Source organism: Pseudonocardia petroleophila (genome assembly GCF_014235185.1).
Lineage (GTDB): Bacteria > Actinomycetota > Actinomycetes > Mycobacteriales > Pseudonocardiaceae > Pseudonocardia > Pseudonocardia petroleophila.
Genome location: NZ_CP060131.1, coordinates 3,039,713 through 3,065,864, shown reverse-complemented (window position 1 = coordinate 3,065,864; position 26,152 = coordinate 3,039,713). Strand labels below are relative to the sequence as shown.

Genomic DNA, 26,152 nt, shown 5'->3' with positions numbered 1-26,152 from the left:
ACAGAGGCCAGCATCGCCGCGCCGGAGACGCCCCGACCGGAAGTACCGGGTGGATCCCCTAGTACGGGCCGCCGCCGCACCGGGATCCCGGTGTCGGGCGGCGAGGGAACCGGGGGCCGCCCGGATCCGCGGGGGTGGCCCCGGGGCCCATCGTTCTCGGCACCAGAACGTGGAACCCACAACCGAGGAGCACACCATGACCGGCTCGTTCAACGTCGAGAGCTTCATCGCCGACCTCAACGAGGAGCTCGACCTCGACCAGAACCTCCTGCAGGACTCCGACCAGCAGAACGAGAGCGCGCAGGTCTCCGACCAGGAGACCACGCAGGTCGGCGACCAGGACCAGGACGTCACGACGGCGACCAACACCGAGGGCGGCGACGGCGGCGACGGCGGACTGGCCGTCGGCGGCAGCGCGGACGGCGGCAACGGCCTGGGCATCGGCGGTCAGTCCGGGGGCATCGCCCAGGGCGGCAACAACGCCGACGGCGTCAACATCAACTTCGGGGACACCGGTGACGCCAACGGCACCGGGACGGGCGGCGACGGCGGCTTCGGCGGCGACGCCGACGCCTCCGGCGGGCGCGGCGGCGACGCCGACTCCGACGTGGACGTCGACGCGGACGCCTCCCAGGACTTCGACTCCGACCAGGACAACGACCAGGACTCCGACCAGGACAACGACGCCGACCTCGACGCGGACGCCGACGCCGACCTGGACCTGTCCACCTTCATCAACTGACCCATCCCACCGGCCCCGCCCGCGACGAACGGGCGGGGCCGGTGGCCGACCCGGAGGTGAACAGCCGTGATCGCGCTGTCCCAAGTGATCGACTTCCTCCTCGACCTGATGGGCGACGAGAGCAAGCGCATGGCGTTCGAGGCGCAGCCGCGGCAGGCGCTGGCCGACGCCGGCCTCGACGGGCTGACCGGCCAGGACGTGCGCGACGCGCAGCTGCAGATGTGCGACACCGGCGTGCTCCGCCACGGGGGGGACGGCGGGGGCGGACACGGCAGTGGCGGACACGGCAGTGGCGGGGGCGGCGGGGGCGGGCACAGCGGCGGCGGCCACGGTGGCGGCGGGCGGCACGGCGGCGGGGACGACCCCGTCCAGGCCATCCAGCACACGACGGCGACCTTCCACGTCACCGAGGTGACCGAGACGAACGTCATCACCATCGACGACCGGGACGTGACCTTCTCCGACTCGTTCAACTCCGACGACGACGTGACGATCATCGACGACTCGTTCAACGACAGCTCGTCGGTCGTCAACGACGTCACGGCCGTCCAGGACAACGACACGATCATCAACGACAACGACACGATCGTCAGCGACGACGACAGGATCGTCGGCGACGACGACGACGACGACACCGTCGTCGTCGAGGACGACGGCACCGCCGGGCCGGAACCGGCCGCCGGCCCGGAGAACCCGCCGCTCGGGATCGCGACCGAGGACCTCGTGGGGACGCAGGACCCGCCGCCGGACACCGGGACCGGGGACACCGCGGACACCGGGACCGGGGGCGTCGACGAGGCGGATCCGGAGCCCGTCGCGGAGCCCGAGCCGGTGGTCGAGCCGGACCCCGAGCCCGAACCCGAGGCGGACGCCGACCTCGACGTCGACGCCGCGGTCGTCTAGGAGCCCGTGATGACCAGCCCCGATCCGGGCCCGCCGAGCCCCGCCGAGGTCGTCGACCGGGCCCTCGCCGCCATCGCCCGCTACGACCGGCCCGACCTCGACGAGCGGTTACGCACCTCGCGCGCCCGCGTGCTCGACGGGCGGGTCCGGGTGCTGGTGGTCGGCGAGTTCAAGCAGGGCAAGTCGATGCTCGTCAACGGGCTGGTGGGCGCCCCGGTGTGCCCGACGTTCGACGACGTCGCCACCGCGGTGCCGACCGTCGTGCGGCACGGGGACGCCGTGGCGGTGACGCTCGTGCGCCGCGGGGGGCCGGGCACCGAGCCCGAGCGCGTCGACGTGCCGGCCGCCGACCTCGCCGCCCACGTCTGCGAACAGGGCAACCCGGGCAACCGGGAGGGCTGGAGCCACGTCGAGGTCGCGGTGCCGCGGCCGGTGCTGGCCGGCGGGCTGGAGCTCGTCGACACCCCCGGCGTCGGGGGGCTCACCTCCGTGCACGGCGCGGCGACGATGTCGGCCCTGCCCTCGGCCGACGCCGTGCTGCTCGTCTCGGACGCCTCGCAGGAGTACACGGCCCCGGAGATGGCGTTCCTGCGCCACGCCGCGTCGGTGTGCCCGACGGTGGCGTGCGTGCTCACCAAGACCGACCTGTACCCGGAGTCGGCCCGGATCGCCGAGCTCGACCGCGGCCACCTCGCGGCCACCGGCATCTCCGCCGAGCTGTTCGAGGTGTCGTCGACCCTGCGCTGGCACGCGGTGCTGCACAGCGACACCGAGGCCAACGCCGAGTCCGGCTTCCCCGCGCTCGTCGGCTACGTCCGCAAGCGCGTGCTCGGGCAGGCGGACCGCATCGCCCGGCGCGGCGTGGTGCACGACGTGCTGGCGGTGACCGACCAGATCGCCGGCAGCCTGCGCGCCGAGCTGACCGCGCAGGACCCGGCGGCCGCGGCCGCGCTGCTGGCCGGGCTCACCGCCGCCCAGGAGCGGGCGACCGCGCTCAAGGAGCGCTCCGCGCGCTGGCAGCAGACGCTCAACGACGGCGTCGCGGACCTCAACGCCGACATCGACTACGACCTGCGGGACCGGATGCGCGAGATCAGCCGGCTCGCCGAGGACGAGCTGGCCGCCGTCGGCGACCCGACGAAGGTGTGGGAGCAGTTCTCCGGGTGGGTGCAGCAGGAGGTCGCGAACGCGGCGGCGGCGAACTTCGTCTGGGCCACCCAGCGGGCGCGGCACCTCGCCCACCGGGTCGCCGAGCACTTCTCCACCGACCGCGACCAGCTGCTCCCCGCGCTGCGCAACGACCCGTCGGACGCGCTGCGGTCGGTGCGCCGGATGGCGATGCCGAGCGCGGAGTCCTGGAGCATCGGGAACAAGGCGCTCACCGGCCTGCGCGGCGGGTACATGGGCATGCTCATGTTCGGGATGATGGGCACGTTCCTCGGCTTCGCCACCCTGATCAACCCGCTCGGGATCGGGGCGGGGCTGGTCATGGCGGGCAAGTCCGTCGGCGACGAGCGCAAGCGGATCGTCACCAAGCGGCAGAACGAGGCCAAGGCCGCCGCCCGCCGCTACGTCGACGACGTGACGTTCCAGGTCGGCAAGGACTCCCGCGACCGCCTCCGCACGGTGCAGCGCGACCTGCGCGACCACTTCACCGAGCAGGCCGAGCAGCTCAAGCGCTCGCTCGCGGAGTCGCAGCAGGCCGCCGAGCGCGCCGTCAAGCAGTCGCAGAGCGAGCGCGCGGCGCGCCAGGCCGAGATCGAGGCCCAGCTCGAGGAGCTGGAGGCGGTGCGCCGCCTGGCCCGGGCGCTGCTGCCCCGGCCGGCGAAGCAGGCGGTCGCGTCGTGAGCCTCCTCGCCGCCACCCGCCGCGTCCTGCTGCTCGCGATCGAGACCCACCGGGACGACCCGGCGACGGTCGCGCACCTGCGGGCCCAGCTGGCCCGGCTCGACGAACCGCTGCGCGTCGCGATCGCCGGCAAGGTCAAGGCGGGCAAGTCGACGCTGCTCAACGCCCTGGTCGGCGAGAACATCGCGCCCACCGACGCCGGGGAGTGCACACGGGTCGTCACCTGGTACCGCGACGGGTCCGTACCGCGGATCGTGCTGCACCCGCGCACCGGCCACCCGGAGCCGCTGACCGTCCGCCGCACCGACGGCGCTCTGGTCATCGACCTGGACGGCACCCCGGCCGACGACGTCGACCGGCTCGTCGTCGACTGGCCCGCGGAGAGCCTGCGGACCGCGACGCTGATCGACACCCCCGGCATCGCGTCGACGTCGGCGGCGACCTCGCAGCGGACCGTCGCGTTCCTCGACCCCGACGACGACACCCCCACCGAGGCCGACGCCGTCGTCTACCTGATGCGGCACCTGCACGCCGCGGACGCCGAGTTCCTGGAGTCCTTCCGCGACCGCGGCGTCGCGCGGGCGACCGCCGTCAACACCGTCGCGGTGATCTCGCGGGCCGACGAGATCGGCGGCGGGCGCGTCGACGCGATGTTCTCCGCCCGCGGCATCGCGAGCCGCTACCGCGCCGACCCGACGGTGCGCGGGCTGTGCCAGGACGTCGTCGCGGTGGCGGGGCTGCTCGCCCAGACCGGGCGGACGCTGCGCCACGCCGAGTTCACCGCGCTCGCCGGGCTCGCCGCGCTGCCGCGGGAGGAGCTGGACTCCGCGCTGCTGTCGGTCGCGCGGTTCCGCAGGGGCGACGACGCCGCGCTGCGCGACCGCCTCGTGCGCCGCTTCGGGCTGTTCGGCATCCGGCTCTCGGCGATGCTCATCCGCCAGGGCACGGCGACGCCGGACGCGCTCGCGGCCGAGCTCGTCGCGCGCAGCGGGCTGACCGAGCTGCAGGGGGTCCTGCACACCCGGTTCACCGGCCGCCGCGACCTGCTCAAGGCCCGGTCCGCGCTGCTCGCCGTCGACCGGCTGCTGCCGGGGACGCGGCGCGACGGCCCGCTGGCGCGCGAGGTGGAGCGGGTGCTCGCGGGGGCGCACGAGTTCGCCGAGCTCCGGCTGCTCGGGGCGCTGCGCTCGGGCGTCGTCGGGCTCCCCCGGCCGGCGGCGGAGGAGGCCGAGCGGCTCCTGGGCGACGCCGGGGCGGCCCCTACCGCACGCCTGGGCCTGCCCGCCGACGCCCCGGCACCGGAGGTGCGCCACGCCGCCTTCGCCGCCCTGGAGCGCTGGCGGCGGCACGCGGCCAACCCGATGCTCCCGCGCACCGCGACCGGCGCCTGCCACACCGTCATCCGCACCTGCGAGGGCATCCTCGCCGCACGGCCCGCCCCCTCCCCCCGGCGCGTATCACCCGCCCCGGGGCGTCCTCCTCTGTGACGGGTCCTGCGGACACCTCCGTGTGTGTCCCGGCACACGAACGGGTGGTCGCCGCCGGACCAGCATGGGCCGGACACCACTTCAGGGGGTAGCAGCCATGCCGAGCACCGCCGTCGAGGAGACCCGCACCGAGACCGCCGACGACGCCGCACTCGCCGAGGAGGCCTGGGCCCGCGGGGACGCCGTCGCCGCCATCGACGCGGCCGACCGGGCGCTGGCCTCCGGGTCGGACCCCGGGGCGCGGGCCGCCGGGGTGGCCGCGGCCGCCGCCGCGGCCGACGGCGCCCTGCTCGACGCCGCGGGCCGCTGGCGCGGCATCTCCGGCGTCCTCGACGCCGAGGCCGACTCCGCCCCGTCCGCGGCCGCGGCGTGGGCCGCCGCCCGGGCGGCGCTGCTCGCCGCGCTCGTCGGCGACGTCGACACGGGGTCCGACGACCTCGCCGCGGCCCACGCCCGGCTCCCCGACCCCGCGCCGCGCGGGCTCACCGTGCTCGTCGACGGCGCGGCGGCGGGCCTGGACGCGCTGCGCGGCGCCGTCGAGCCCGCGGCGCGCCGGCTGGCCGGGCTGGCCGCCACCACCGTCCCGGCCGACCCGCTGGCGCCCGAGCAGTGGGGCGAGCTGGCGGCCACCGTCGCCGCGGCGGGCGGGCACGAGCGGGCCGCCCGCGCGATGCTCGACCCGGTGCCCGGCACCCGCCCGGGCACCCGGCAGCGCCTGCTCGCGGCCTGGCTGGACCTGCGCGCCGGGCGCCTGTCCGCCGCGCGGGAGGCGCTCGCCGACGTCGGGGACCGGCCCGTGCTGCGCCGCAACGCCGTGCTGGCCGCGGCCGTCGGGGTCGGGCTGGCCCGGCGCGGCGGCGACGCGGCCGCACTCGCCGCCACCTGGCACCGCGTGGTGCCGGTGATGGCCGGGGCCGACGTCGAGCTGTTCCTGGTCGACGCGTGGGGCGAGCTGTCGGTCGGGGGCGCGCTGGTCGGCGACGACTCCGCCGACCTCCCCGGCGCGATCGCCGACGCCGTGACCTCGGCGGGGTCGCCGTGGTGGGCCGTCGCGGCGCGGCTGTGGTGGGCGCTGGAGCGGGCGGTCGTCGCCGACGACGCGGCCGCGGCCGCCGCGGCGGCGGGCCCGCTCGCCGACCTCGCCGTCGACCACCCGGTGCTGCGGGTGCGCGCCGAGGCCGCAGCGGAGTGGGCCGCGGTGCTCTCCGGGCGGGTCGACCCCGGCGCCGTCGACGGGGTCGCCACCGCACTCGACGCGGGCGGGCGGCCGTGGGAGGCCGGGCAGCTGTGCCGCGCCGCGTCCGCGCGGGCCGGGACCCCTGCCGTCGCGCGGGCCCTGCTGGAGACCGGCCGCCGGCTGCGGCCCACCCGCGGGCCGCGCCGGGTCGCGGGCGCCGACGAGCTGTCGGACCGGGAGCGCGAGGTCGGCGCCCTCGTCGTCGACGGGCTGACCCACAAGGAGATCGGGGCGCGCCTCTACATCTCCCCCAAGACCGTCGAGCAGCACGTCGCCCGCCTGCGCCAGAAGCTGGCGGTGGCCACCCGGGCCGATCTCGTCGCCGCGCTGCGTGCCCGCACCGGCTGACGGGTACGCAGTGGGGGTGACCTCGCCGAAGCACGGCCGTAACAACCGGCACCTAGCGTCGGGCCCATGACCGCGCTGCCCCTGCTCGGCGCGGAGGAGGAGTTCCACGTCGTCGACCTGGAGACCCGTCGTGCCGCTCCCGAGGTCGACTCCCTGCTGTCCCGCCTCGACGGGGCCGAGTTCGCCCCCGAGCTGCAGCGGTCGCTGGTCGAGACGAACACCCCGGTCTGCGCCACCCTCGACGACCTGCGCCACCACCTGCGGCGGCTGCGCTCCACGCTGGAGTCGGTGGCCGAGCCGCTGGGTCTGGGGGTGGTCGCGGCGGGCACGGTCCCGCTCGCCGACCAGGGCGACCTGATCTCCGCCGGCGCGCGCTACGAGCGGATGCAGCACGAGTACCAGCTGCTGGTCAGCGAGCAGCACATCTGCGGGGCCCAGGTGCACGTCGACGTCCCCGACCGCGACGTGGCCGTGCAGGTCGTCCGTCGCGTCGCCCCGTACCTGCCGATCCTGCTCGCGGTGTCGGCCAGCTCGCCGTACTGGCGCGGCCGCGACTCGGGGTACGCGAGCTTCCGGTCGATGGTGTGGTCGCGCTGGCCCACCGCCGGGCCGCCCGGCGACGTCGAGACCGCGGCCGACTACGACGCCATGGTCGCCGAGCTGATCGCGTCCGGCACGATCAGCGACCCGGGGATGGTCTACTTCGACATCCGGCCCAGCGCGCACCTGCCGACCGTCGAGCTGCGGGTGTGCGACGCCTGTCCCCAGGTCGACGACGTCGTGCTGATCGCGGGCCTGTTCCGGGCGCTGGTCGGCATGGCCCGCGCCGACCTCGACGCCGGGCTCCCCCTGCCCGCGTCGCGCCACGAGCTGCTGCGCGCGGCGAGCTGGCGGGCCGCGCGGTCGGGGCTGGAGGGCGATCTCGTCGACCTCTCCGGGCCGGCGCTGGTGTCGCCGCCCATCCTGATCGGGCAGCTCGTCGACCACCTGCGCCCCCAGCTGGAGGAGCTCGGCGACTGGGAGCAGGTCCGCGAGCTCTCGCGGGCCACCCTGGCCCGCGGCAGCGCCGCCGCCCGGCAGCGCCGGGCCTTCGGCCGCCGCGGCGAGTTCACCGACGTCGTCGACGCCCTGCTCGCCCACACGCAGGGCCGCGAGCCCGCGGTCGCCCCGCCCTCGACCGTCCCGGCCAGCCCGGAGCTGCTCGACGCCTACCACCCCGAGGCCTTCGACGAGGCCGTCGGCGCGGGCGGCACCGTGCTGCCGCACTACGGCTTCCTGTTCCGCGCGCTGGACCGGATGGGCCCGCGCGGGATGGCCGCGGCCGAGGGCGCGCTGCGGGCCGAGCAGAAGGCCCGCGGCGTCACCTTCCGGCTCGGCGACGGCGAGCCGGACCGGCTCTTCCCGCTCGACCTGGTGCCCCGCATCGTCACCGCGGAGGACTGGGCCGGGCTCAGCTCGGGGCTCGTGCAGCGGGTCCGGGCGCTGGAGGCGTTCGTCCGCGACGTCTACGGGGAGCGGCGGATCGTCACCGACGGGATCGTCCCGGCGTCGGTGATCGACCACGCCCCGGGCTGGACCTGGCTGGGCACGCTGGCCCCGGACGACGCCGTGCGGATCGCGGTGGCGGGGATCGACCTCGTGCGCGACCGCGCCGACCACTGGGTGGTGCTGGAGGACAACCTCCGGGTCCCGTCCGGGATCGGGTACTCGATCACGTCCCGGCGCCTGATCCGCAGCGTGATGCCCGACCTGGAGCCGCCCGCGGGCGTCGTCGGGCTGGAGTCGGTGCCGGGGAGCCTGCGCTCCGCCCTGTTCTCCGCCACCGACTCGACCGACCCGGACGGGGTGGCCGTGCTGACCTCCGGGCCGGCCGACTCGGCGTACTACGAGCACCGGCTGCTGGCCGAGCAGATGGGCGTGGCGCTGGTGACCCCGCGCGACCTGCAGGTCACCGAGGACGGGGTGCTCCTCGTCGGCGCGGGCACCCCCCGGCGGATCGCGGCGCTGTACCGCCGCCTCGACGAGCGCACCCTGATGACCGCGCGCGGCCCCGACCGGCGCCTGATCGGCCGCGCCGTGGGCAACGCGGTGGCCCGCGGGCAGGTCGCGCTGCTCAACGCACTGGGCAACGGCGTGGCCGACGACAAGCTCGTCTACGCCTACGTCCCCGACATGGTCCGCTACTACCTCGGCGAGCCGGTGCTGCTCGACAACGTCCCCACCTACCCGTGCGTCGATCCCGAGCGCCGCGCGGAGGTGCTCGACCGGCTCGACGAGCTCGTGCTCAAGCCCGTCGACGGCTACGGCGGGCAGGGCATCGTGATCGGCCCGCACGCCGGGGTGGGCGAGCTGACCGAGGTCTCCGCCGCGATCCGCGCCAACCCCGCGGGGTGGGTGGCGCAGGACCTCGTCGCCCTGTCGAGCCACCCCACGTTCGCGGGCGACAAGCTCGAACCGCGGGCCGTCGACCTGCGGGCGTTCGTGCTGCAGTCGCACACCGGCGGCACCCCGACGACCGAGGTGCTCCCGGCCGCGCTGAGCCGGGTCGCCCCGGCCGGCAGCATGATCGTCAACTCGTCGCGGGGCGGCGGGGCGAAGGACACCTGGGTGCTCCGGTGAGCGACCACCCCGCGTCACACGGCCGTAACAACCGGCGGAGACGCTGTGGGGCATGTGCGGCATCGCGGGGGAGATCAGCTGGACGGGGCCCGCGGACGTGGAGGCGGTCGCCCGGATCACCGCGGCGCTCGCCCCGCGCGGGCCCGACGGGTCCGGGGTGCACGCCGCCGGGGCGATCGCGCTGGGCCACCGGCGACTGAAGATCATCGACCTGTCCGAGCGCGGCGCGCAGCCGATGGTCGACCCCGGGCTCGGGCTGACCGCGGTGTTCAACGGCTGCATCTACAACTACCGCGAGCTGCGCACGGAGCTGGAGGGCCACGGCTACCGCTTCTTCTCCGACTCCGACACCGAGGTGCTGCTCAAGGCGTTCCACCGGTGGGGAGCGGGGTGCGTCGAGCGCTTCCTGGGGATGTTCGCGTTCGCCGTCGCCGAGCGCGACACCGGCGTGCTGACCCTGGGCCGCGACCGCCTGGGCATCAAGCCGCTCTACCTGGCGGAGGCGCCGGGCCGGCTGCGGTTCGCCTCGACGCTCCCGGCGCTGCTCGCGGGCGGCGGGGTCGACACGTCGATCGACCCGGTCGCGCTGCACCACTACATGAGCTTCCACGCGATCGTGCCCGCCCCGCGCACGATCCTCGCCGGGGTGCGCAAGCTGCCGCCCGCCACCGTGCGGACGGTGAAGCCCGACGGGTCCTCGACCGAGCACGTGTACTGGCGGCCGGTCCACACCCGCCGCGCCGAGCACGCCGGGATGGACGCCCGCGACTGGGCCGACGCCGTGCTCGAGTCCCTGCGGGTCGCGGTGCGCCGCCGGATGGTGGCCGACGTGCCGGTCGGTGTCCTGCTCTCCGGCGGGCTGGACTCGTCGCTGGTCGTGGCCCTGCTGGCCGGGGAGGGGCAGACCGGGCTCAAGACGTTCAGCGTCGGGTTCCACGCCGCGGGCGGGGAGTCGGGCGACGAGTTCGTCTACTCCGACCTCGTCGCGGAGCACTTCGCCACCGACCACCGGCAGATCCTCGTCGACCCCGCGCGGATGCTGCCCGCCGTCGACGCGGCGATCGCGGCGATGGCCGAGCCGATGGTCAGCCACGACTGCGTGGCGTTCCACCTGCTGTCCGAGGAGGTGGCGCGCGACGTCACCGTGGTGCAGTCCGGGCAGGGCGCCGACGAGGTGCTGGCCGGCTACAGCTGGTACCCGCCGCTGGCCGGGGTACCGCGCGACCGCGCCGTCGACGCCTACCTGGCCGGGTTCGCCGACCGCCCGCACGGCGACATGTCCTCGGTGCTGCAGCGCGACTGGCTGCTCGACCACGACCCGAGCCGCGCGTTCGTCGCCGCCCACTTCGCCGAACCCGGCGCCGACGACACGCTCGACGCCGCCCTGCGCATCGACTCCACCATCATGCTGGTGGACGACCCGGTGAAGCGCGTCGACAACATGACGATGGCCTGGGGCCTGGAGGCGCGCGTCCCGTTCCTCGACCACGAGTTCGTCGAGCTCGCCGCGGCCTGCCCGCCCGAGCACAAGCTGGCCTCCGGAGGCAAGGGCGTGCTGAAGGCCGCGGCCCGCGGGGTCGTGCCCGACGGCGTCATCGACCGGCCCAAGGGATACTTCCCCGTACCGGCGATCCGGCACCTCGCGGGGCCGTTCCTCGACCGCGTCCGCGACGCCGTCACCGACCCGGTGGCCGTCCGCCGCGGCCTCGTGCGCCCCGACTGGGTCGCCGCCATGCTCGCCGACCCGAACACCACCCGCACCAACCTGGGCTCCAACGCGTTGTGGCAGGTAGCGCTGCTGGAGATGTGGTTGCAGGAGAGGGGGATCTGATCCCGTACAGCTACCTCGACGCCGTCCCGGCCCCGGACGGCACGTCACTGGCCTGGGTCTCCGACGCCTCGGGCCGCCCGCGCGCCTGGACGGCCGCCTTCGACGGGACCACCGTCGGCCCGCCGCGGCCGGTGCCCGCGTTCGACGAGGACGTCCAGGCGCTGAGCTGGTCGCCCGACGGGCGGTGGCTCGCCGCGCAGCTCGCCCCCGGCGGCGGGGAGCGCACGCGGGTGCGGCTGATCGGCCCCGACGGGCCCGTCGACATCGCCCCCGCCGCCCGTGCGGTCGCGCTGGGCGCCTGGTCCCCCGGCGGCTGGCGGCTCGGCGTCACGATCTTCGGCGACGACGGCGACGGGCAGGCGTGCCTGGTCGACGTCCGCGACGGCACGTCCACCGTGCTCGCCTCCGGCCCGGCGGCCCGGGTCTGCGCGGTCAGCGGCGACGGGCGGCGCGCGGTGGTCCGGCTCGGCCGCCGCGGCGCCCGCGAGCTGGAGCTCGTCGACCTGCGCTCGGGCCTGCACACGCCGCTGCTGCCCGGCGGGGGCGCGGTCGTCGCCGACGCGCGGTTCGACCGCACCCGCCTCTACGTCCACACCGACGCCGGGCACGACCGCCCCGTGCTGATGGCGCTGGACCTGCGCGGCCGCTCGGCCCCCCGGCTGGTCGCCGCCCGCGACGACGCCGACCTCGACGGCGTCGCGCTGGACCCCGAGGCCGCCCGCGTCACGCTCGTCTGGAACGTCGACGGGCGCAGCGAGCTGGAGCTGCTCGACCTGCGCTCCGGGCGCGCCGAGACCCTGACTCCCCCGCCCGGTGACGTCGTCACGTCCGTCGCGTTCACCCGCGACGGCCGCGCGCTGCTCGTCGGGAGCGAGGGGCCGGCGGTGCCGCCGCGGGTCTCGCACGTCCCGCTGTGGCCCGGCGGCGCCGCGGCGCCGCTGCTGGCCGACGAGGCCCCCGACGGGCTGGTCGAGCCCGACCTGGAGCACTTCACCGCCGAGGACGGGCTGGCGCTGACGGGCTGGCTGTTCCGCCCGCGGACCACGCCCGGCCCGGTACCGGTGCTGCTCTGGCTGCACGGCGGGCCGGAGTGGCAGGAGCGGCCGGTGTTCGCGCCGCTGTTCCAGGCCCTGCTCGCGGCCGGGATCGCGGTGTTCGCGCCGAACGTGCGCGGGTCCACCGGGTACGGGCGGGCGTTCGTCGCGGCCGACGACGGGCCCCGGCGGCACGCCGCGATCACCGACGTCCGCGCGGCCGTCCGGTTCCTCGTCGACTCCGGGCACGCCGACCCCGACCGGATCGGCGTCGCGGGCCGGTCCTACGGCGGCTACCTCACGCTCGTCGCGCTGGCCTGGTACCCGGAGCTGTTCGCCGTCGGCGTCGACGTGTGCGGCATGTCCGACCTGCACACCTTCTACCGCGACACCGAGCCGTGGATCGCGACCGCGGCCACCACCGAGTACGGCGACCCGGCGGCCGACGCGGCCCTGCTGCGCGAGCTGTCCCCGCTGCACCGGGCCGACGCGATCACCGCGCCGGTGCTGGTGGTGCACGGCGAGCACGACACGAACGTCCCGCTCGGGGAGGCGACCCAGATCGTCGAGGCGCTGCGGGAACGCGGCCGGGCCCCCGGGTTCCTGCTGTTCGACGGCGAGGGGCACGAGGTGCGGGGCGTCGAGAACCGGGAGCGGTTCGTCGACGAGGTCGTGCGGTGGGTGTCGGGGCCGCTGCTCGACGCCGCCACCGAGACCCGGGCCGGCTGACGGCCTACCGGCTGAACGACTCGATAACCGTCGACCCGTTGTCGGAGGAGACGACGAACCGGTAGGACTCGTTGGTCGTGGGGCCGTCGCGGCGGTCGAAGACCACGGTGCCCTCGACGATCCCGTCCCCGGCGGACCGGGCGTTCTGCAGGCTCACCGAGTCCATCTCCGCGTAGAAGCCGTCGAACCCCGACCGGCCCCCGGACGCCGCCTGCGCCGCCGGTCCGAGCAGCGCCCACGCGGAGTCGGTGTCACCGGGGAGGAGGGAGTAGTAGCCCTGCACGAAGCTCACCGCGTCGACGGCGGGCGCCGCCGGTTCCGTGGTGGGGGCGGGCGTGGTCGTGGGAGCGGTGGTGGGCGCCGCCGTCGTGGGGGTCGGGGCCGCGGTGGTCGGGGCGGGCTCCGAGGTCGGCGGGACCGGGGCGGCCACCGGGTCACCGCTGTTCGCGGCGTTGGCGAGCACGACGGCGGTGATCACGCCACCGGCCACGAGCAGCGCGACCAGCACGGCGACGACGACGCGCCGGCCGCGGCGGCGCGGGCGCGGCGCCGACGCCCCGGCCGCGGCGGCGCCGACCACCGTGGCCGGACCGGCCTCCGGCCCGCGGGGGGCCGCGGAGGCGGCGCGGACCGTCGGGCGCGGGGCGACCGCGGTGGCCGCCGTGACCGGCTCGTCCTTGCCCGCGGCGACGAGCGCGAGCAGGTCGCGGGCCTGTGCGGCGGTGGGACGGTCCTCGGGCTCCTTCGCGAGCAGGCGCATCAGCACCGGGGCCAGCGGCCCGGCCTGCTGCGGCGGGTCGACCTCGCCGGTGGCCACCTTGTGCAGCAGCGCGTAGGCGTTCTCGTCGAGGCCGAACGGCGGGATGCCCTCGACGGCCGCGTAGAGCGTGGCGCCGAGTGCGAACACGTCCGACGGCGCCGCGGGCTCGTGGCCGCGCGCGATCTCGGGGGCGAGGAACGCCGGCGTGCCCGCGATGAGGCCGGTGCGGGTGAGCTGCACGTCGTCGACTGCGCGGGAGACGCCGAAGTCGGTGAGCTTGACCCGCCCGTCCTCGCCGATCAGGACGTTGCCGGGCTTGACGTCGCGGTGCACGACCCCGGCGACGTGCGCGGCGGCGAGCCCGTCGGCCACCTGCCGGCCCATGTCGGCGGCCTCCCGGGGCTCCATCGGGCCCTTCGTGGAGAGCACCCCGGCCAGCGACTGCGACGGCAGGTACTCCATGACCAGCCAGGGCCGCTCGTCGTGGATGACGACGTCGAACATGCTGATGACGTGCGGGTGCTGCAACCGCGCCCCGATGCGGCCCTCGCGCATCAGGCGCTGGCGGGCCTCCGCGGCCCCCTCCGCGCCGTTGCCGCGGGAGGCGGCGGCCAGCAGCTCCTTGAGCGCGACGGGACGGTTGAGCAGCTCGTCGGTGCCCAGCCAGACCGCGCCCATGGCCCCGGCCCCGATGCGCTCCTCGAGCCGGTAGCGGTTACCGATACGGGTCGGCGGGTCCTCGGGCGCAGTCATCACCCGCTAGGGTAGCGAGCTGGCCCGGGCGGGCCGACCGCGCGTACCCCCGACGCGACCGCGGTCACCCGACCCCGCCGTTCCGCGCCCACCGCGCGGCCCCGCAGCACGTGCGACCGGCGCAAAGCCGGGCGACGGGGCCCCGCGCGGGGCCCCGTCGTCACCGGGGCAGGCCCAGCTTGTTCGCGCAGGCGGGCCAGGAGCCGTAGCCGCCCCGGTCGTCGCGGACCCGCGTGGCCACCGCGATCTGCTGGTCGCGGGTGGCCTGGTCGGCGCGCGGGGCGAACTCGGACCCCCCGTAGTCGCCCCAGGTGGCCTCGTCGAACTGCAGCCCGCCGTAGTAGCCGTTGCCGGTGTCGATCCCCCAGTCGCCGCTGGACTCGCACTGCGCGAGGCGGTCCCACACGTCGCCGTCGGGGCCCGGTCCGGGTTCCGGGGCCGGCTCGGGCGCGGGTTCCGGGTCGGGCGCCGGTTCCGGGTCGGATGCCGGTTCCGGGTCGGGTGCCGGTTCCGGGTCGGATGCGGGGTCGGCGGGCTCCGCGCCGTCGCCCCCGCCCTCGTCCCCGGTCCCGCCGCCCTCGTCCCCGGCGCGTTCGGCGTCGGCGTCGCGGTTCGTCTCGTCCACCCCGGTGCCGCCCGCGTCGTCCGTCCCGTCCTCGGACCCCGGGTCCCGGCCGCCCGCACCGATCGTCCCCTGCAGCGGATCGTCGTCCCCGCCGGGCCCGTCCCCGCCCGGCGCGCCGCCGTCCCCGCCGTCCGCGTCCCCGCCGTCCGCGGCCCCACCGTCCGCGGTGCCGTCGTCCGCGCCGTCGCGGTCATCGGTGCCGTCGTCCGCGCCGTCGCGGGCATCGGTGCCGTCGTCCGCGCCGTCGCGGGCATCGGTGCCGCCGTCCGGGGTGCCGTCGTCCGAGGCGTCGGTGTCCCCGTCCCCGTCCTCGTCCCCGTCCGCCCCCGCGCCGTCCTCGGACGCCGGGTCCCCACCACCGGCACCGGTCATCTCGTCGAGCGGGTCGTCGTCGCTGGAGCCCGGGGAGCCGTCCCGCGGGCCGGGGTCGTCGCCTCCGGCGGGCTCCCCCGGTGCGCCGCGGTCGGCGTCGTCGACGACGAGCACCCAGTCCCGGTCGGCGTCGGGCGGGGTGAAGGCGGTGGACCCGTCGGCGGCGACCGGGTCGAGCTCGGTCGCCTCCCCGGTGCGGGGGTCGAACCACCACGGCTGCGCGGTGTCGCCGCCGAGCGCGGTGAGGTCGACCTCGAGCGTCGCGCCCTCGGTGTAGGCCACGACCGACGTGCCGTCGTCGGCCAGCGCGGCCGGGGCGTCGCCGTCGACCAGCCCGTCCCGCGGCTCCAGCCGCGGCCGGGACTCCACCAGCGCCCGCACGTGGCGCATCTGCTCCGCACCCGGGGCGTCCAGCGCCTCCTCCCAGCCGTCGCGGGCCCCGTCGACCGCCTCCCGGCCGTCGTCGAGGAACTGCCACACCGAGTGGTGCCCGTAGGTGGCCCCGGCCGCACCCCCCAGCACCGCCGACCACGCGTCCCGCCGCACGTCCCGGGCCGTGGCCCGCTCCCCCGCCGTCGCCGCGGCGGCCTCCACCGCCCCGCCGTCGGCGGCGTCCTGAGCACCGTCGTCGGCGGCGTCCTGAGCACCGTCGTCGTCGACGGCGGCGTCCGGCCCGTCGACCCCGTCCTCGGCGTCGGGTCCGTCGCCGCCGTCGGCGGAACCGTCCGGGCCGCCCGGGCAGCGGGGGCGGTCCTCGTCCACCCCCGTCCCGTCGACGAACGGGGTCCCGGCCGCGTACGCGCGGTCGCGCGCGTCGTCGCGGTCGGCGCACCGGTCGCCGTCGAGCACGGAGAAACGGGGGTCACCGGGCACGAGCACGACGTCCCCGGCACCGGCGAGGCGGTCGCTGAGGAAGTCGGCGTCGGCCGCGCCGCCGCTCAGGGCGAGCACCATGCCCCGCGCGGAGGCCTCGGCGACCACGAACTCGACGTGGTCCCAGAAGTCGTACGCCGCGTCGTCGCCCGGGTCGTCGCCGTCGGTGACGAGCGGTCGGCCGTCGGCGAGGGGGACGTCGCCGTACTGGTCGGCCCCCACCTCCAGCGACGCCCGCACGACGGTGAACCCCTGCGCCGCACGGGCGTCGAGGTAGCGGGTGACCTCGGACCGGTTGAGGTCCTCCAGCAGGTCGGTCGCGGAGTCGGCGAGCCAGAAGAACGGCTCGCCCCCGCGCGTCAGCGACCGGCCCGCCACCGCGAGCGTCCCCGACCCGGCGCACCCGGTGGTGCCGAACAGGCAGTCCCGCGGCGGGCGGCGCAGGTCGAGCGCGAGCAGGGCGGCGGAGAGGACCGCGGCCACCGCGAGCACGGCGACCAGCGGCAGCGGGAGACGCATCCGGGGCATGGCGGCGGACGCTAGGCACGCCGGCGGCCCCCGCGGGGCGGAACGGGGAAACCCGCGGGAACGGCGACGGCCCCCGACCGGCGGGTCGGGGGCCGTCGCCGCAGGTCAGCGCTGGATCGACTTGATCTCCAGGAACTCCTCGATCCCGAACCGGCCGAGTTCACGCCCGTTACCGCTCTGCTTGTAGCCGCCGAACGGGGCCATCGGGTTGAACGCGCCCCCGTTGACGTCGACCTGCCCGGTGCGCATCCGCTTCGCGACCGCGAGCGCGTGGTCGGCCTCGCCGAACACGGCACCCGCGAGGCCGTAGACGGTGCTGTTCGCGATCTCGACGGCCTGCTCCTCGTCGGCGTACGGGATCACCGACAGCACCGGGCCGAAGATCTCCTCCTGCGCGATGACGGCGTCGGGGGCGACGCCGGAGAAGATCGTCGGGCGGACGTAGGCGCCCGGCCCGTCCACCGCCGCACCGCTGAACGCGACCGTGGCCCCGTCGGACCCGCCGCGCTCGATGAAGCCGTTGACGCGCTCCTGCTGCGCCGCCGACGACATCGGCCCGATCCGCGTGGTCTCCTGCGTCGGGTCGCCGACGGTGTACTTCGCGGCCGCCGCGACGGCCATCTCGACGATCTCGTCGTGGCGCTCCCGCGGCACCAGCATCCGCGTCCACGCCGTGCAGGTCTGCCCGCCGTTGATCCAGGCGTTGGCCAGTCCGACCTTGACCGCCCTGGCCAGGTCGGCGTCGGCGAGGATCACGTTCGCCGACTTGCCCCCCAGCTCCAGCGCGACCCGCTTGACCGTGTCGGCGGCCACGACGGAGACGCGCTTGCCCGCGCGCGTCGAACCGGTGAACGACACCATGTCGACGCCCGGGTGGCCGGCGATGGCCTCGCCGACCACCGGGCCCTCGCCGTGGACGATGTTGAACGCGCCCGCGGGCAGCCCGGCCTCGGCGGCGACCTCGGCGAGGATCTGCGCCGACAGCGGCGCGATCTCGCTCGGCTTGAGCACGACGGTGCACCCGGCGAGCAGCGCGGGCGCGACCTTCGCGACGACCTGGTGCAGCGGGTAGTTCCACGGCGTGATCGCGCCGACGACCCCCACCGGCTCGCGCACGACCAGCGAGTTGCCGATCTCCTCGCTCCACGGGAACGACGCGGCGAGCGACGCCACCCCGGCCGAGGTGTGCACGGGCAGCCCGGCCTGCACGGCCGTCGAGAACCCGATCGGCGAGCCCATCTCCGACGTCACCGCGGCCGCGATCTCCGCGCCGCGCGCCTTCAGCCCCTCGGAGATGCGCATGACGACCGCGGCGCGCTCGGTCACGTCGACGTGGCTCCAGTCGCGGAACGCGGCCTGCGCCGCCGTCACCGCCCGGTCGACGTCGGCGGGTGTCCCGGCGGGCACGGCCGCCACGACCTCCCCGGTGGCGGGGTCGACGACGTCGATCCGTCCGTTCCCGCCGGCGACCCGCTCGCCGCCGATCCAGTGTCCGGACACGTCCTTCGTGGGTGCAGCCATGCCGCCATCCTCACACGCGCACGGCCGCTGACCGCTCGGCGCACCGACCCCGACATTCCCGCACGAACGCCGTGATCCGCCGGATCGACCACCGCGCGGCGCGGGGATCCGGAGGATCATCGGAGTTCCTGGACGACGAAAGGGGACCCCCGATGAAGATTGCGGACATCCTCCGGACGAAGGGCCGAACCGTGCACTCCGTGCTGCCGTGGCTCACGGTGGCGGAGGTCGTGACGCGGCTGGGTGACCTCGACGTGGGGGCCGTGCTCGTGTGCGACGCGGACCGCGTCATCACGGGCATCGTCTCCGAGCGCGACATCGTCCGGGCGCTGGGCCGCGACGGGGCGGCGCTGCTCGAACGGCCGATCAGCGAGGTCATGACGACGAAGGTCCGCTCCTGCACCTCGGGCGAGACCGTCGCCAGGGCGATGTCGCAGATGACCGCCGGGCGCTACCGCCACCTCCCCGTCGTCGACGACGGGAGGCTCGTCGGCATGGTCAGCATCGGCGACCTGGTGAAGCACCGGGTGCGGGAGATGGAACTGGAGACCGGCGTCCTGCGCGACGTCGCGATCGCCCGTTCCTGAACGACACGGCACCGGATCCCGGCGGGGGCCGCGGCCCCCGCCGGCGGCCGCGTCACGAGAAGTCGAGGTCCCCGGTCCGGGTGCGCTTGAGCTCGAAGAAGTCCGGGTAGGCGGCGAGCAGCACGGCGCCGTCGAACACCTTCCCGGCGTCCTCGCCCTTCGGGATGCTGCTGAGCACCGGGCCGAAGAACGCCACGCCGTTGACGTGGATGGTCGGCGTGCCGACGTCCATGCCCACCGGGTCCATGCCGCGGTGGTGGCTGGCCTTGAGCTCCTCGTCGTACTCGGTGCTGGTGGCGGCGTCGGCGAGGGACTCGGGCAGGCCGACCTCGGCGAGCGACTCGGCGATGACGGCGTCGAAGTCCTTGTTGCCCTGGTTGTGGATCCGGGTGCCCATGGCGGTGTAGAGCGGCAGCAGGACGTCGGGGCCCTTCTGCTGCGCGGCGGCGATGGCGACGCGCACCGGGCCCCACGCCTTCTTCATCATCTCCTGGTACTCCTCGGGCAGGTCACGGCCCTCGTTGAGGACGGCGAGGCTCATCACCTGCCAGTTGACCTGCACGTCGCGGACCTTCTCGACCTCGAGCATCCAGCGGGAGGTGATCCAGGCGAAGGGGCAGAGCGGGTCGAAGTAGAAGTCGACCGTGCTGGGAGTCGTCATGTGAGTGCTCAACATCGCCGGGACCGCACCGATTCCCACGGCGCGTGCCCGACCCGTGTGGTTGGGTGACGGCCACTGCTGCCGAGAGAAGGTCGACCCCACGCATGGCCCCGCCGAACCTGACCCGCTCCGACGCCGAGCGCCGCGCCGCGCTGCTGGAGGTCGCCGACTACACCGTCGACATCGACCTCACCGACGGGGGCGGCAAGCCGGGAGAGCACACGTTCCCGACCACGACGACGGTCCGCTTCGCCTGCGCCGAGCCGGGAGCCGACAGCTGGATCGACCTGGTCGCGGCCGAGGTGCGCTCCGCCACGCTGAACGGGGAGCCGCTCGACGTCTCCGGCTACCGCGAGGAGGACGGCATCGCGCTGCCCGGCCTCGCCGCGGAGAACGAGCTGCGGGTCGAGGCGCTGGGCCGCTACATGCACACCGGGGAGGGCCTGCACCGCTTCGTCGACCCGGTCGACGGCAGCGTCTACCTCTACTCCCAGTTCGAGACGGCCGACGCCAAGCGCATGTTCGCCTGCTTCGACCAGCCCGACCTCAAGGCCCGCTACCGGCTGACGATCACCGCGCCCGCCGACTGGCAGGTCGTGGTGAACGCGGCGGTGGAGGAGACCACGGAGGGCCCGGGCGGCTCGACCGTCCACCGGTTCCCGATGAGCGAGATCATGTCGACGTACCTGGTCGCGCTGATCGCCGGCCCGTACGCGGTGTGGCGCGACGAGCACCGCGACGACGACGGGGTCATCCCGCTGGGCATCTTCTGCCGCGCGAGCCTGGCCCCGCACATGGACCACGAGCGGCTGTTCACCGAGACCAAGCAGGGCTTCGACTTCTACCACCGCCACTTCGGGGTGCGGTACCCGTTCGGCAAGTACGACCAGCTGTTCGTCCCCGAGTTCAACGCGGGGGCGATGGAGAACGCCGGCGCGGTCACGTTCCTGGAGGACTACGTCTTCCGGTCCCGCGTCACGCGCCCGGTCTACGAGCGGCGTGCGGAGACCGTGCTGCACGAGATGGCGCACATGTGGTTCGGCGACCTCGTCACGATGACGTGGTGGGACGACCTGTGGCTCAACGAGTCGTTCGCCACCTGGGCCAGCGTGCTGTGCCAGGCCGACGCCACCGAGTACACCGAGGCCTGGACGACGTTCGCCAACGTCGAGAAGAGCTGGGCCTACCGCCAGGACCAGCTCCCCTCGACGCACCCGATCGCCGCCGACATCCCCGACCTGCAGGCCGTCGAGGTCAACTTCGACGGCATCACCTACGCCAAGGGCGCGAGCGTGCTCAAGCAGCTCGTCGCCTACGTGGGGCTGGAGGAGTTCCTGGCCGGGCTGCGCGCCTACTTCACCGCGCACGCGTGGGGCAACGCCACGTTCGACGACCTGCTGGGCGCGCTGGAGGAGTCCAGCGGCCGCGACCTGTCCGACTGGGGCGCGCAGTGGCTGCGCACCACCGGGCTGAACATGCTGCGCCCCTCGTTCGACGTCGACACCGACGGGGCGATCACCCGCTTCGAGGTGGTGCAGGGCGGCGCCCGGCCCGGCGCCGGGGAGCTGCGCACGCACCGGATCGCGGTCGGCGTCTACGACGACGACGGGTCGGGTCGGCTCGTGCGGACCCACCGCGTCGAGGTCGACGTGGAGGGTGAGCGCACCGCGGTGCCCGAGCTGGTCGGCGTGCCGCGGGGCAAGCTCGTCCTCGTCAACGACGACGACCTCACCTACTGCGCGCTGCGCCTGGACCCCGACTCGCTCGTCACCCTGATCGACCGCATCGGCGACATCGTCGAGCCGCTGCCGCGCACGCTGTGCTGGTCGGCCGCCTGGGAGATGACCCGCGAGGCCGAGCTCAAGGCCCGCGACTTCGTGGCGCTGGCCGCCGGCGGGTTCGGCGGCGAGTCCGAGGTCGGGGTGCTGCAGCGGCTGCTGCTGCAGGCCCAGACCGCGGTCGCCTCCTACGCCGACGAGCAGTGGGCGGCCGAGCGCGGCTGGCCGCTGCTCACCGACGCGCTGCGGTTCCGGCTCGACACCGCCACCCCCGGCTCCGACGTGCAGCTCGCCGTCGTCAACTCGCTGACCGGCGCCGTGCTGCCGCGGCCCACCCTGGACCGGATGAACGGGTGGCTCTCCGACGTCGAGGTGCCGGAGAAGCTGGTCGTCGACACCGACCTGCGCTGGCGGCTGCTGCACGCGCTCGTCGCGCACGGCGCGGCCGCGCCGGAGCGGATCGACGAGGAGCTGGCGAACGACGCCACGTCCACCGGGCGGCGGCAGGCCGAGCGGGCCCGCTCGCTGGTGCCCACGGCGGAGGCCAAGGAGACGGCCTGGCAGCGCGCCGTGCACGACGACACGCTGCCCAACGCCGTCACCGAGGCGATCATCGGCGGGTTCGCGCACCCGGCGCAGCGCGGCCTGCTGGCCCCCTACGTCGAGCGCTACTTCGCGGAGGTCGCCGACGTGTGGCAGCGGCGCACCAGCGAGCACGCGCAGGCCGTGGTGATCGGGCTGTTCCCCTCGTGGGCCGTGGAGAAGTCCACCGTCGACGCCGCCGACGCCTGGCTGGCCGACGAGTCGCACCCGCCCGCGCTGCGCCGGCTGGTCACCGAGGGCCGGGCCGGGATCGTCCGGGCGCTCGGGGCGCGGGAGTTCGACCGGTCCTGAAGCCGGCGCGCGGGCGGTGCTCAGACCGCCCGCGCGCCCTCCCGCACCGGGAGGGCCGCGTCGGCGGCCACGGGGCCGGGGACCGCCACCGTGGCCAGGCAGCCGCGCGGGTCGTCGACGGTCGCCACGGTGAGCGTCCCGCCCTCGCGCTCCACCAGCCGCCGGGTGATCGACAGCCCCAGTCCCGAGCCGCCCGCACCGGGGTCGTGCACGCCGGCGCGCAGCACGTCGTCCTCGCCGCCGGGCGGCAGACCGGGACCGGCGTCGCGCACCCGCACGACGACCCGGTCGCCGTCGGTCGTGGCCCGGACCGCGACGGGGGTTCCGGGGGCGTGCCGGTCGCAGTTGGCCAGCAGGTTGGTGACGACCTGGGCGAGCACCGCGGAGTCACCGCGGGCCCGCAGGCCCGCGTCGACCGCGAGCTCGACGGTGGCCCCCGCCGAGCGCCGCAGCGCGACCAGGCCGTCGAGGACCGGGGCCACCAGGTAGGTGTCGGTCCCGGGCTCGGCGCCGTCGATGAGCTCGTGCAGGCGCCCCAGCTCGGCGAGGACGGCGTGCCGGAGGCGTTCGTGGTCGGCGTCGTCGACCTGCGAGCTGAGCAGGTGCGTGATCCCGGCCAGCCCGGCGAGGCCGTTGCGCATCTCGTGGTCGCGCTCGGCGGCCAGCTCCCCCGCCCGCTCCATGTGCAGCGCCGCGACCGACAGCTCCTCCTGCTGGGCGAACTGCGTGTCGTGCAGGTCGGCGAGGCTCCGCACGACGAGGTGGGCCATCCCGGCGACGACGATCCCGAGCGCCAGCAGCCGCAGGCCGGAGAACACGACGTCCCCGCTCGCCGTGCCGAGCACCCGGTAGAGCTGGGCGCAGGCCAGCACCACCAGCCCGAGCCCGACGCGCCGGCGCGGCACGCTGCGCCGGCCCAGCCCCTCCAGCAGCACCGCGGCGGCGACCGCCGTCCACCCGACGACGACCGCGACCGTGACCAGCGGACCCTCGACGAGCAGCGCCACCAGCCCGGGGGCCACCGCGGGGACCCGCAGGGCGGCCAGCGCGACGAGGGCGCCGGCCGCGGTGACCAGCCAGGTGCCCGCCGCACCCAGCCGCGGCGGGCGGACGGCGGCGAGGAGCAGCGCGACGACGACGAGGTAGGCGACGAGCCGCATCGCCCGGACCGGCTGGTCGGCCACCAGGACGTTGGACGGCAGGACGAGCACCGCGTAGACCGACAGGGCGGCGGCGATCCAGCGGGGCCGGGGGTCCTCGGTGAGCCGGGCGGCGAACGCGCCGAGGAACGCCGCCCCCGCCGCGGCGGCGGCCGCGGCCAGCGTCAGCACGTCGACGGCGACCACCGGGTCGAGCGCGCCGCCGACCAGCGGCGAGCCGGCCAGCCCGACCACCACGGCGACGGCCGCGACGGTGACGCACACGTCGGCGAGCGCTGTGCGCATCACACCTCCCGGCCCGAATGTGTGAACGGAGTGTAGGGCCGGTCACAGCACGCCGTCGGGCGGAGCCGCCTTCCGGTACAGCGCGACGGCCTCGAGCTGGGAGGACACCCCGAGCTTGGTCAGGATCGCGCGGATCTGGGAGCGCACCGTCGCCAGGGACACCACGAACGTGTCGGCCACCGCCTGGGCGCGGTGACCGGCGGCGAGGTGGGCGAGCACCTCCCGCTCCCGGGGGGTGAGCGACCCCAGCCGCGCGGCGAGGGCCCGGCGCTCGACCGACCGCTGCGCGTGCAGCTCCACCAGCTCCCTGCGCCGGGCGTCCGACATCGCCTCCCCGCCGGCGAGCGCGGCGCGGACCGCGGCCAGCAGCCGCGGGAACGGGGCCGCCTTGGGCACCGCCGCGACCGCCCCCTCCGCCAGCGCCGCGCCGACGCGCGCGCGGTCGGCCGTGCCGGAGAGCACCAGCACCGTCCATCCCCTGGCCCGCAGCGGTTCCACGAGCGTGACGCCGTCGAGCCGCCGGCCCCGCGCGTCGCGGCCGAGGTCGAGGTCGAGCAGCACCAGGCCGGGGCCCTCCTGGGCGGTCGCGGTGACCGGTGCGCAGGTGCGGGCGTCGAGGCCCTCCGCGCGCAGGCCCAGGACGAGGGTCGTCGCGACGAGCTCGTGGTCGTCGACGACGAGGACGGTCGGGCCGATGGGGATCACATCCCGGGGATCGCGGACGGGTGACCTCACAACGACGTCCGGGCCGGACCGGCACGCGGTTCGGTCCGATCATGCGCGATCCGGACCGTCAGGGCGCCACACCGGGCAGGTGGGTGTTCGCTGCGCGGACCAGCCGGGCCAGGTCCGGGATCTCCACGACCTCGCGACCGGCCGCCCGCAGCAGCTCGTCGCCCTCGCAGTCGACGAACAGCGCGGGCTCGCGCCAGGCGTAGACGATCCGCGGGATCCCGGCGTCGAGGATCAGCCGGGTGCACGACCTCGGACGGGACGCCCGGGTGCTGCAGGGCTCCAGCGAGGTGTAGATCGTGGCCCCGGCCAGCCGCGGGTCGCCCGCGACGTCGGCGAGCGCGCTCTCCTCGGCGTGGTCATGCGGGTCGCGGCGGCCCGACCAGCCCTGCGCGAGCGTCGTCCCGTCGGCGGCGACGACGAGCGCGCCCACCCGGAACGTCGCCGACGGCGGGCAGCGCCCGGCCAGCGCGACGGCGCGGCGCAGCAGCTTGCGGTCATCCACGGGGACCCCGCAGGAGCCGCAGCACGGCGACGTCGCCGACGGTGTCGACGCCCGCGAGCCGCCAGCGGGCGGGCGGGAAGGCCCCGCCGTGCACGAACGGCGGGCCGCCGCCGACGAGGATCGGCGCGACGGCGACGTGCAGCTCGTCGACCAGGTCGGCGGCCAGGAACGCGGTGTGCACGGTGGACCCGCCCTCGACCAGCAGCCGCCCGACACCGCGCGCGCCGAGCTCGTCGAGCGCGGCGGGGACGCCCCCGTCCCCGAGCGTCAGGACCAGCGTCGGCGGGCCGGAGAACACCCGCGCTCCGGGGTCGAGCGGACCGCCGGTCGACAGCACGACCCGCAGCGGCGTCTCCGGGACCCCGCGGGCGGCCCGGGCGGCCCGGCGCGCGGCCGAGCGCACGAGCAGGCGCGGGTCGTCGGCGCGCACGGTCCCGGCGCCGACGAGGATCGCGTCGACGCCCGCGCGCACCTCGTCGACGCGGTCGAGGTCCTCGGGCCCGGAGAGCACGAGCCGGTCCGGACCGGCGTCGTCGATGCGGCCGTCGAGGGAGACGGCCACCGAGGCGACGACGTACGGGCGCACGCTCAGTGCGTGCGCCGCCGTCCCCCGGCCTGGTCGGCCAGCATGCGCAGGCCGCTGAGCAGCCCGCCGACGAGGTCGCCCTCGCGGAAGGAGGCGACCATGCTCATGACGGCGAGCTTGGCGCCGCGGTCGGGCAGGCGCACGCGGGCCCCGGCGCCGGTGAGCACCTCGACGACGCGCTGGCCGGGGCTGACCGCCACCAGCACCGCCTCGGCGGAGCCCTCCAGGTCGCCGTGCAGCTCGGCGGTCCGGGCGGTGGGGTCATCGCCGAGGTCGCCGAGGTAGACCGAGAAGCGCAGCCCGGTCTCGCGGCTGGCGAGGGTGAGCGCCTCGTCGAGGCGGGTCAGCTGCACCGGGGTGAAGGGGTGGTCCTCGACGGAGGGCTCGACGAACACCTCGGCGGCGGAGATCCGCCCCGAGGACGTCACGACGGTGCCGGCCGGCAGGTCCTCCGGCACCGCGACGGTGCCGTGCCCGCCGTGTCCGCTACCAGCTGCCACGTGCGCCTCCTCGTTCACCGGTCACGGCGTGACCGTCCTGCGCGGGGGCGAGCTGCGCGCCCTGCGGGTTCGCCGTCCACCACAGCGGCTCGTGCGCCCACGGCTGACCGACCCGGTACCGGGGCCGTCGAGCGAGGCGCGGGCCGACGACGAGCGCGGCCACGAGCAGGTACAACGCGATCGACGGGATCGCGTACCAGAGGATCGACACCAGCACGTCCACGGGCGAGAACCTAGCCGACGCAGGCGCCGTG

At 75.9% G+C, this 26,152-nt stretch carries 19 protein-coding genes and 2 pseudogenes; 10 read left to right on the top strand and 11 right to left on the bottom strand.

Translation table 11 applies throughout. From position 1 onward, the window contains the following. Positions 1-196 precede the first annotated feature (196 nt). From H6H00_RS15275 to H6H00_RS15240, 8 genes are all read left to right on the top strand, one after another. Positions 197-742 (top strand): hypothetical protein, encoded by a 546-nt coding sequence (locus H6H00_RS15275; RefSeq protein WP_185721901.1) that lies wholly within the window; start codon positions 197-199, stop codon positions 740-742. Between the two features lie 66 nt (positions 743-808). Beyond that, positions 809-1,645: an IniB N-terminal domain-containing protein gene (locus H6H00_RS15270; RefSeq protein ID WP_185721900.1), complete on the top strand. Its 837-nt coding sequence runs from the start codon at positions 809-811 to the stop codon at positions 1,643-1,645. A 9-nt stretch (positions 1,646-1,654) separates the two neighbouring features. Then, positions 1,655-3,493 carry a dynamin family protein gene (locus H6H00_RS15265; RefSeq protein WP_185721899.1) on the top strand — a complete coding sequence of 613 codons (1,839 nt, stop codon included), beginning with the start codon at positions 1,655-1,657 and terminating at the stop codon, positions 3,491-3,493. Then, on the top strand, positions 3,490-4,980 hold the full coding sequence (locus H6H00_RS15260) for a dynamin family protein (protein WP_185721898.1): 1,491 nt from the start codon (positions 3,490-3,492) through the stop codon (positions 4,978-4,980). Before H6H00_RS15265 ends, H6H00_RS15260 begins: the two co-directional genes overlap by 4 nt. Before the next feature lie 97 nt (positions 4,981-5,077). Continuing rightward, complete coding sequence (locus H6H00_RS15255) at positions 5,078-6,565, top strand: LuxR family transcriptional regulator (RefSeq protein WP_185721897.1); 1,488 nt, start codon at positions 5,078-5,080, stop codon at positions 6,563-6,565. A gap of 66 nt (positions 6,566-6,631) precedes the next feature. After that, complete coding sequence (locus H6H00_RS15250) at positions 6,632-9,184, top strand: carboxylate--amine ligase/circularly permuted type 2 ATP-grasp protein (RefSeq protein WP_185721896.1); 2,553 nt, start codon at positions 6,632-6,634, stop codon at positions 9,182-9,184. 52 nt (positions 9,185-9,236) lie between these two features. Beyond that, positions 9,237-11,015 carry an N-acetylglutaminylglutamine amidotransferase gene (locus H6H00_RS15245; protein ID WP_185721895.1) on the top strand — a complete coding sequence of 593 codons (1,779 nt, stop codon included), beginning with the start codon at positions 9,237-9,239 and terminating at the stop codon, positions 11,013-11,015. Beyond that, a complete protein-coding gene (locus H6H00_RS15240) occupies positions 10,991-12,778 on the top strand; it encodes a S9 family peptidase (RefSeq protein WP_185721894.1) in 1,788 nt (595 codons plus the stop codon). Before H6H00_RS15245 ends, H6H00_RS15240 begins: the two co-directional genes overlap by 25 nt. A gap of 4 nt (positions 12,779-12,782) precedes the next feature. On the opposite strand, the gene H6H00_RS15235 is transcribed toward H6H00_RS15240, so the two are convergent. The 4 genes and pseudogenes from H6H00_RS15235 to H6H00_RS15225 form a co-directional block, all read right to left on the bottom strand. Beyond that, a complete protein-coding gene (locus H6H00_RS15235; RefSeq protein WP_185721893.1) occupies positions 12,783-14,291 on the bottom strand; it encodes a serine/threonine-protein kinase in 1,509 nt (502 codons plus the stop codon). A 160-nt stretch (positions 14,292-14,451) separates the two neighbouring features. Next, a pseudogene (locus H6H00_RS32295) lies at positions 14,452-14,706 on the bottom strand (transglycosylase family protein); the annotation flags it as partial. A 693-nt stretch (positions 14,707-15,399) separates the two neighbouring features. Further along, positions 15,400-16,680, bottom strand: a pseudogene (locus tag H6H00_RS32290) (apiosidase-like domain-containing protein); the annotation flags it as partial. Positions 16,681-16,794: 114 nt separating this feature from the next. Further along, positions 16,795-18,210 (bottom strand): aldehyde dehydrogenase family protein, encoded by a 1,416-nt coding sequence (locus H6H00_RS15225; RefSeq protein WP_185721891.1) that lies wholly within the window; start codon positions 18,208-18,210, stop codon positions 16,795-16,797. Positions 18,211-18,362: 152 nt separating this feature from the next. Here H6H00_RS15225 and H6H00_RS15220 point away from each other — a divergent pair, with 152 nt between their 5' ends. Further along, positions 18,363-18,797 carry a CBS domain-containing protein gene (locus H6H00_RS15220; RefSeq protein ID WP_185721890.1) on the top strand — a complete coding sequence of 145 codons (435 nt, stop codon included), beginning with the start codon at positions 18,363-18,365 and terminating at the stop codon, positions 18,795-18,797. A 52-nt stretch (positions 18,798-18,849) separates the two neighbouring features. On the opposite strand, the gene H6H00_RS15215 is transcribed toward H6H00_RS15220, so the two are convergent. After that, positions 18,850-19,458, bottom strand: a complete 609-nt coding sequence (locus H6H00_RS15215) for a mycothiol-dependent nitroreductase Rv2466c family protein (protein WP_185721889.1) — start codon at positions 19,456-19,458, stop codon at positions 18,850-18,852. Positions 19,459-19,562: 104 nt separating this feature from the next. Here H6H00_RS15215 and pepN point away from each other — a divergent pair, with 104 nt between their 5' ends. Then, on the top strand, positions 19,563-22,130 hold the full coding sequence (pepN, locus tag H6H00_RS15210) for an aminopeptidase N (RefSeq protein WP_185721888.1): 2,568 nt from the start codon (positions 19,563-19,565) through the stop codon (positions 22,128-22,130). A 20-nt stretch (positions 22,131-22,150) separates the two neighbouring features. Here pepN and H6H00_RS15205 read toward each other — a convergent pair whose 3' ends face one another. The 6 genes from H6H00_RS15205 to ctaJ form a co-directional block, all read right to left on the bottom strand. Beyond that, entirely contained in the window at positions 22,151-23,575 is a 1,425-nt protein-coding gene (locus tag H6H00_RS15205; RefSeq protein ID WP_185721887.1) for a sensor histidine kinase, read from the bottom strand. A 42-nt stretch (positions 23,576-23,617) separates the two neighbouring features. Continuing rightward, positions 23,618-24,280: a helix-turn-helix transcriptional regulator gene (locus H6H00_RS15200; RefSeq protein ID WP_255425769.1), complete on the bottom strand. Its 663-nt coding sequence runs from the start codon at positions 24,278-24,280 to the stop codon at positions 23,618-23,620. Positions 24,281-24,368: 88 nt separating this feature from the next. Then, the gene (locus H6H00_RS15195; RefSeq protein WP_185721886.1) at positions 24,369-24,812 is read right to left on the bottom strand and encodes a deaminase; all 444 of its coding nucleotides are present in this window, start codon (positions 24,810-24,812) and stop codon (positions 24,369-24,371) included. Continuing rightward, positions 24,805-25,398 carry a RibD family protein gene (locus H6H00_RS15190; protein ID WP_255425768.1) on the bottom strand — a complete coding sequence of 198 codons (594 nt, stop codon included), beginning with the start codon at positions 25,396-25,398 and terminating at the stop codon, positions 24,805-24,807. Before H6H00_RS15190 ends, H6H00_RS15195 begins: the two co-directional genes overlap by 8 nt. Before the next feature lie 2 nt (positions 25,399-25,400). After that, positions 25,401-25,898 carry a DUF5130 family protein gene (locus tag H6H00_RS15185; protein ID WP_185721885.1) on the bottom strand — a complete coding sequence of 166 codons (498 nt, stop codon included), beginning with the start codon at positions 25,896-25,898 and terminating at the stop codon, positions 25,401-25,403. After that, on the bottom strand, positions 25,885-26,121 hold the full coding sequence (ctaJ, locus tag H6H00_RS15180) for an aa3-type cytochrome oxidase subunit CtaJ (protein WP_185721884.1): 237 nt from the start codon (positions 26,119-26,121) through the stop codon (positions 25,885-25,887). Before ctaJ ends, H6H00_RS15185 begins: the two co-directional genes overlap by 14 nt. Positions 26,122-26,152 lie beyond the last annotated feature (31 nt).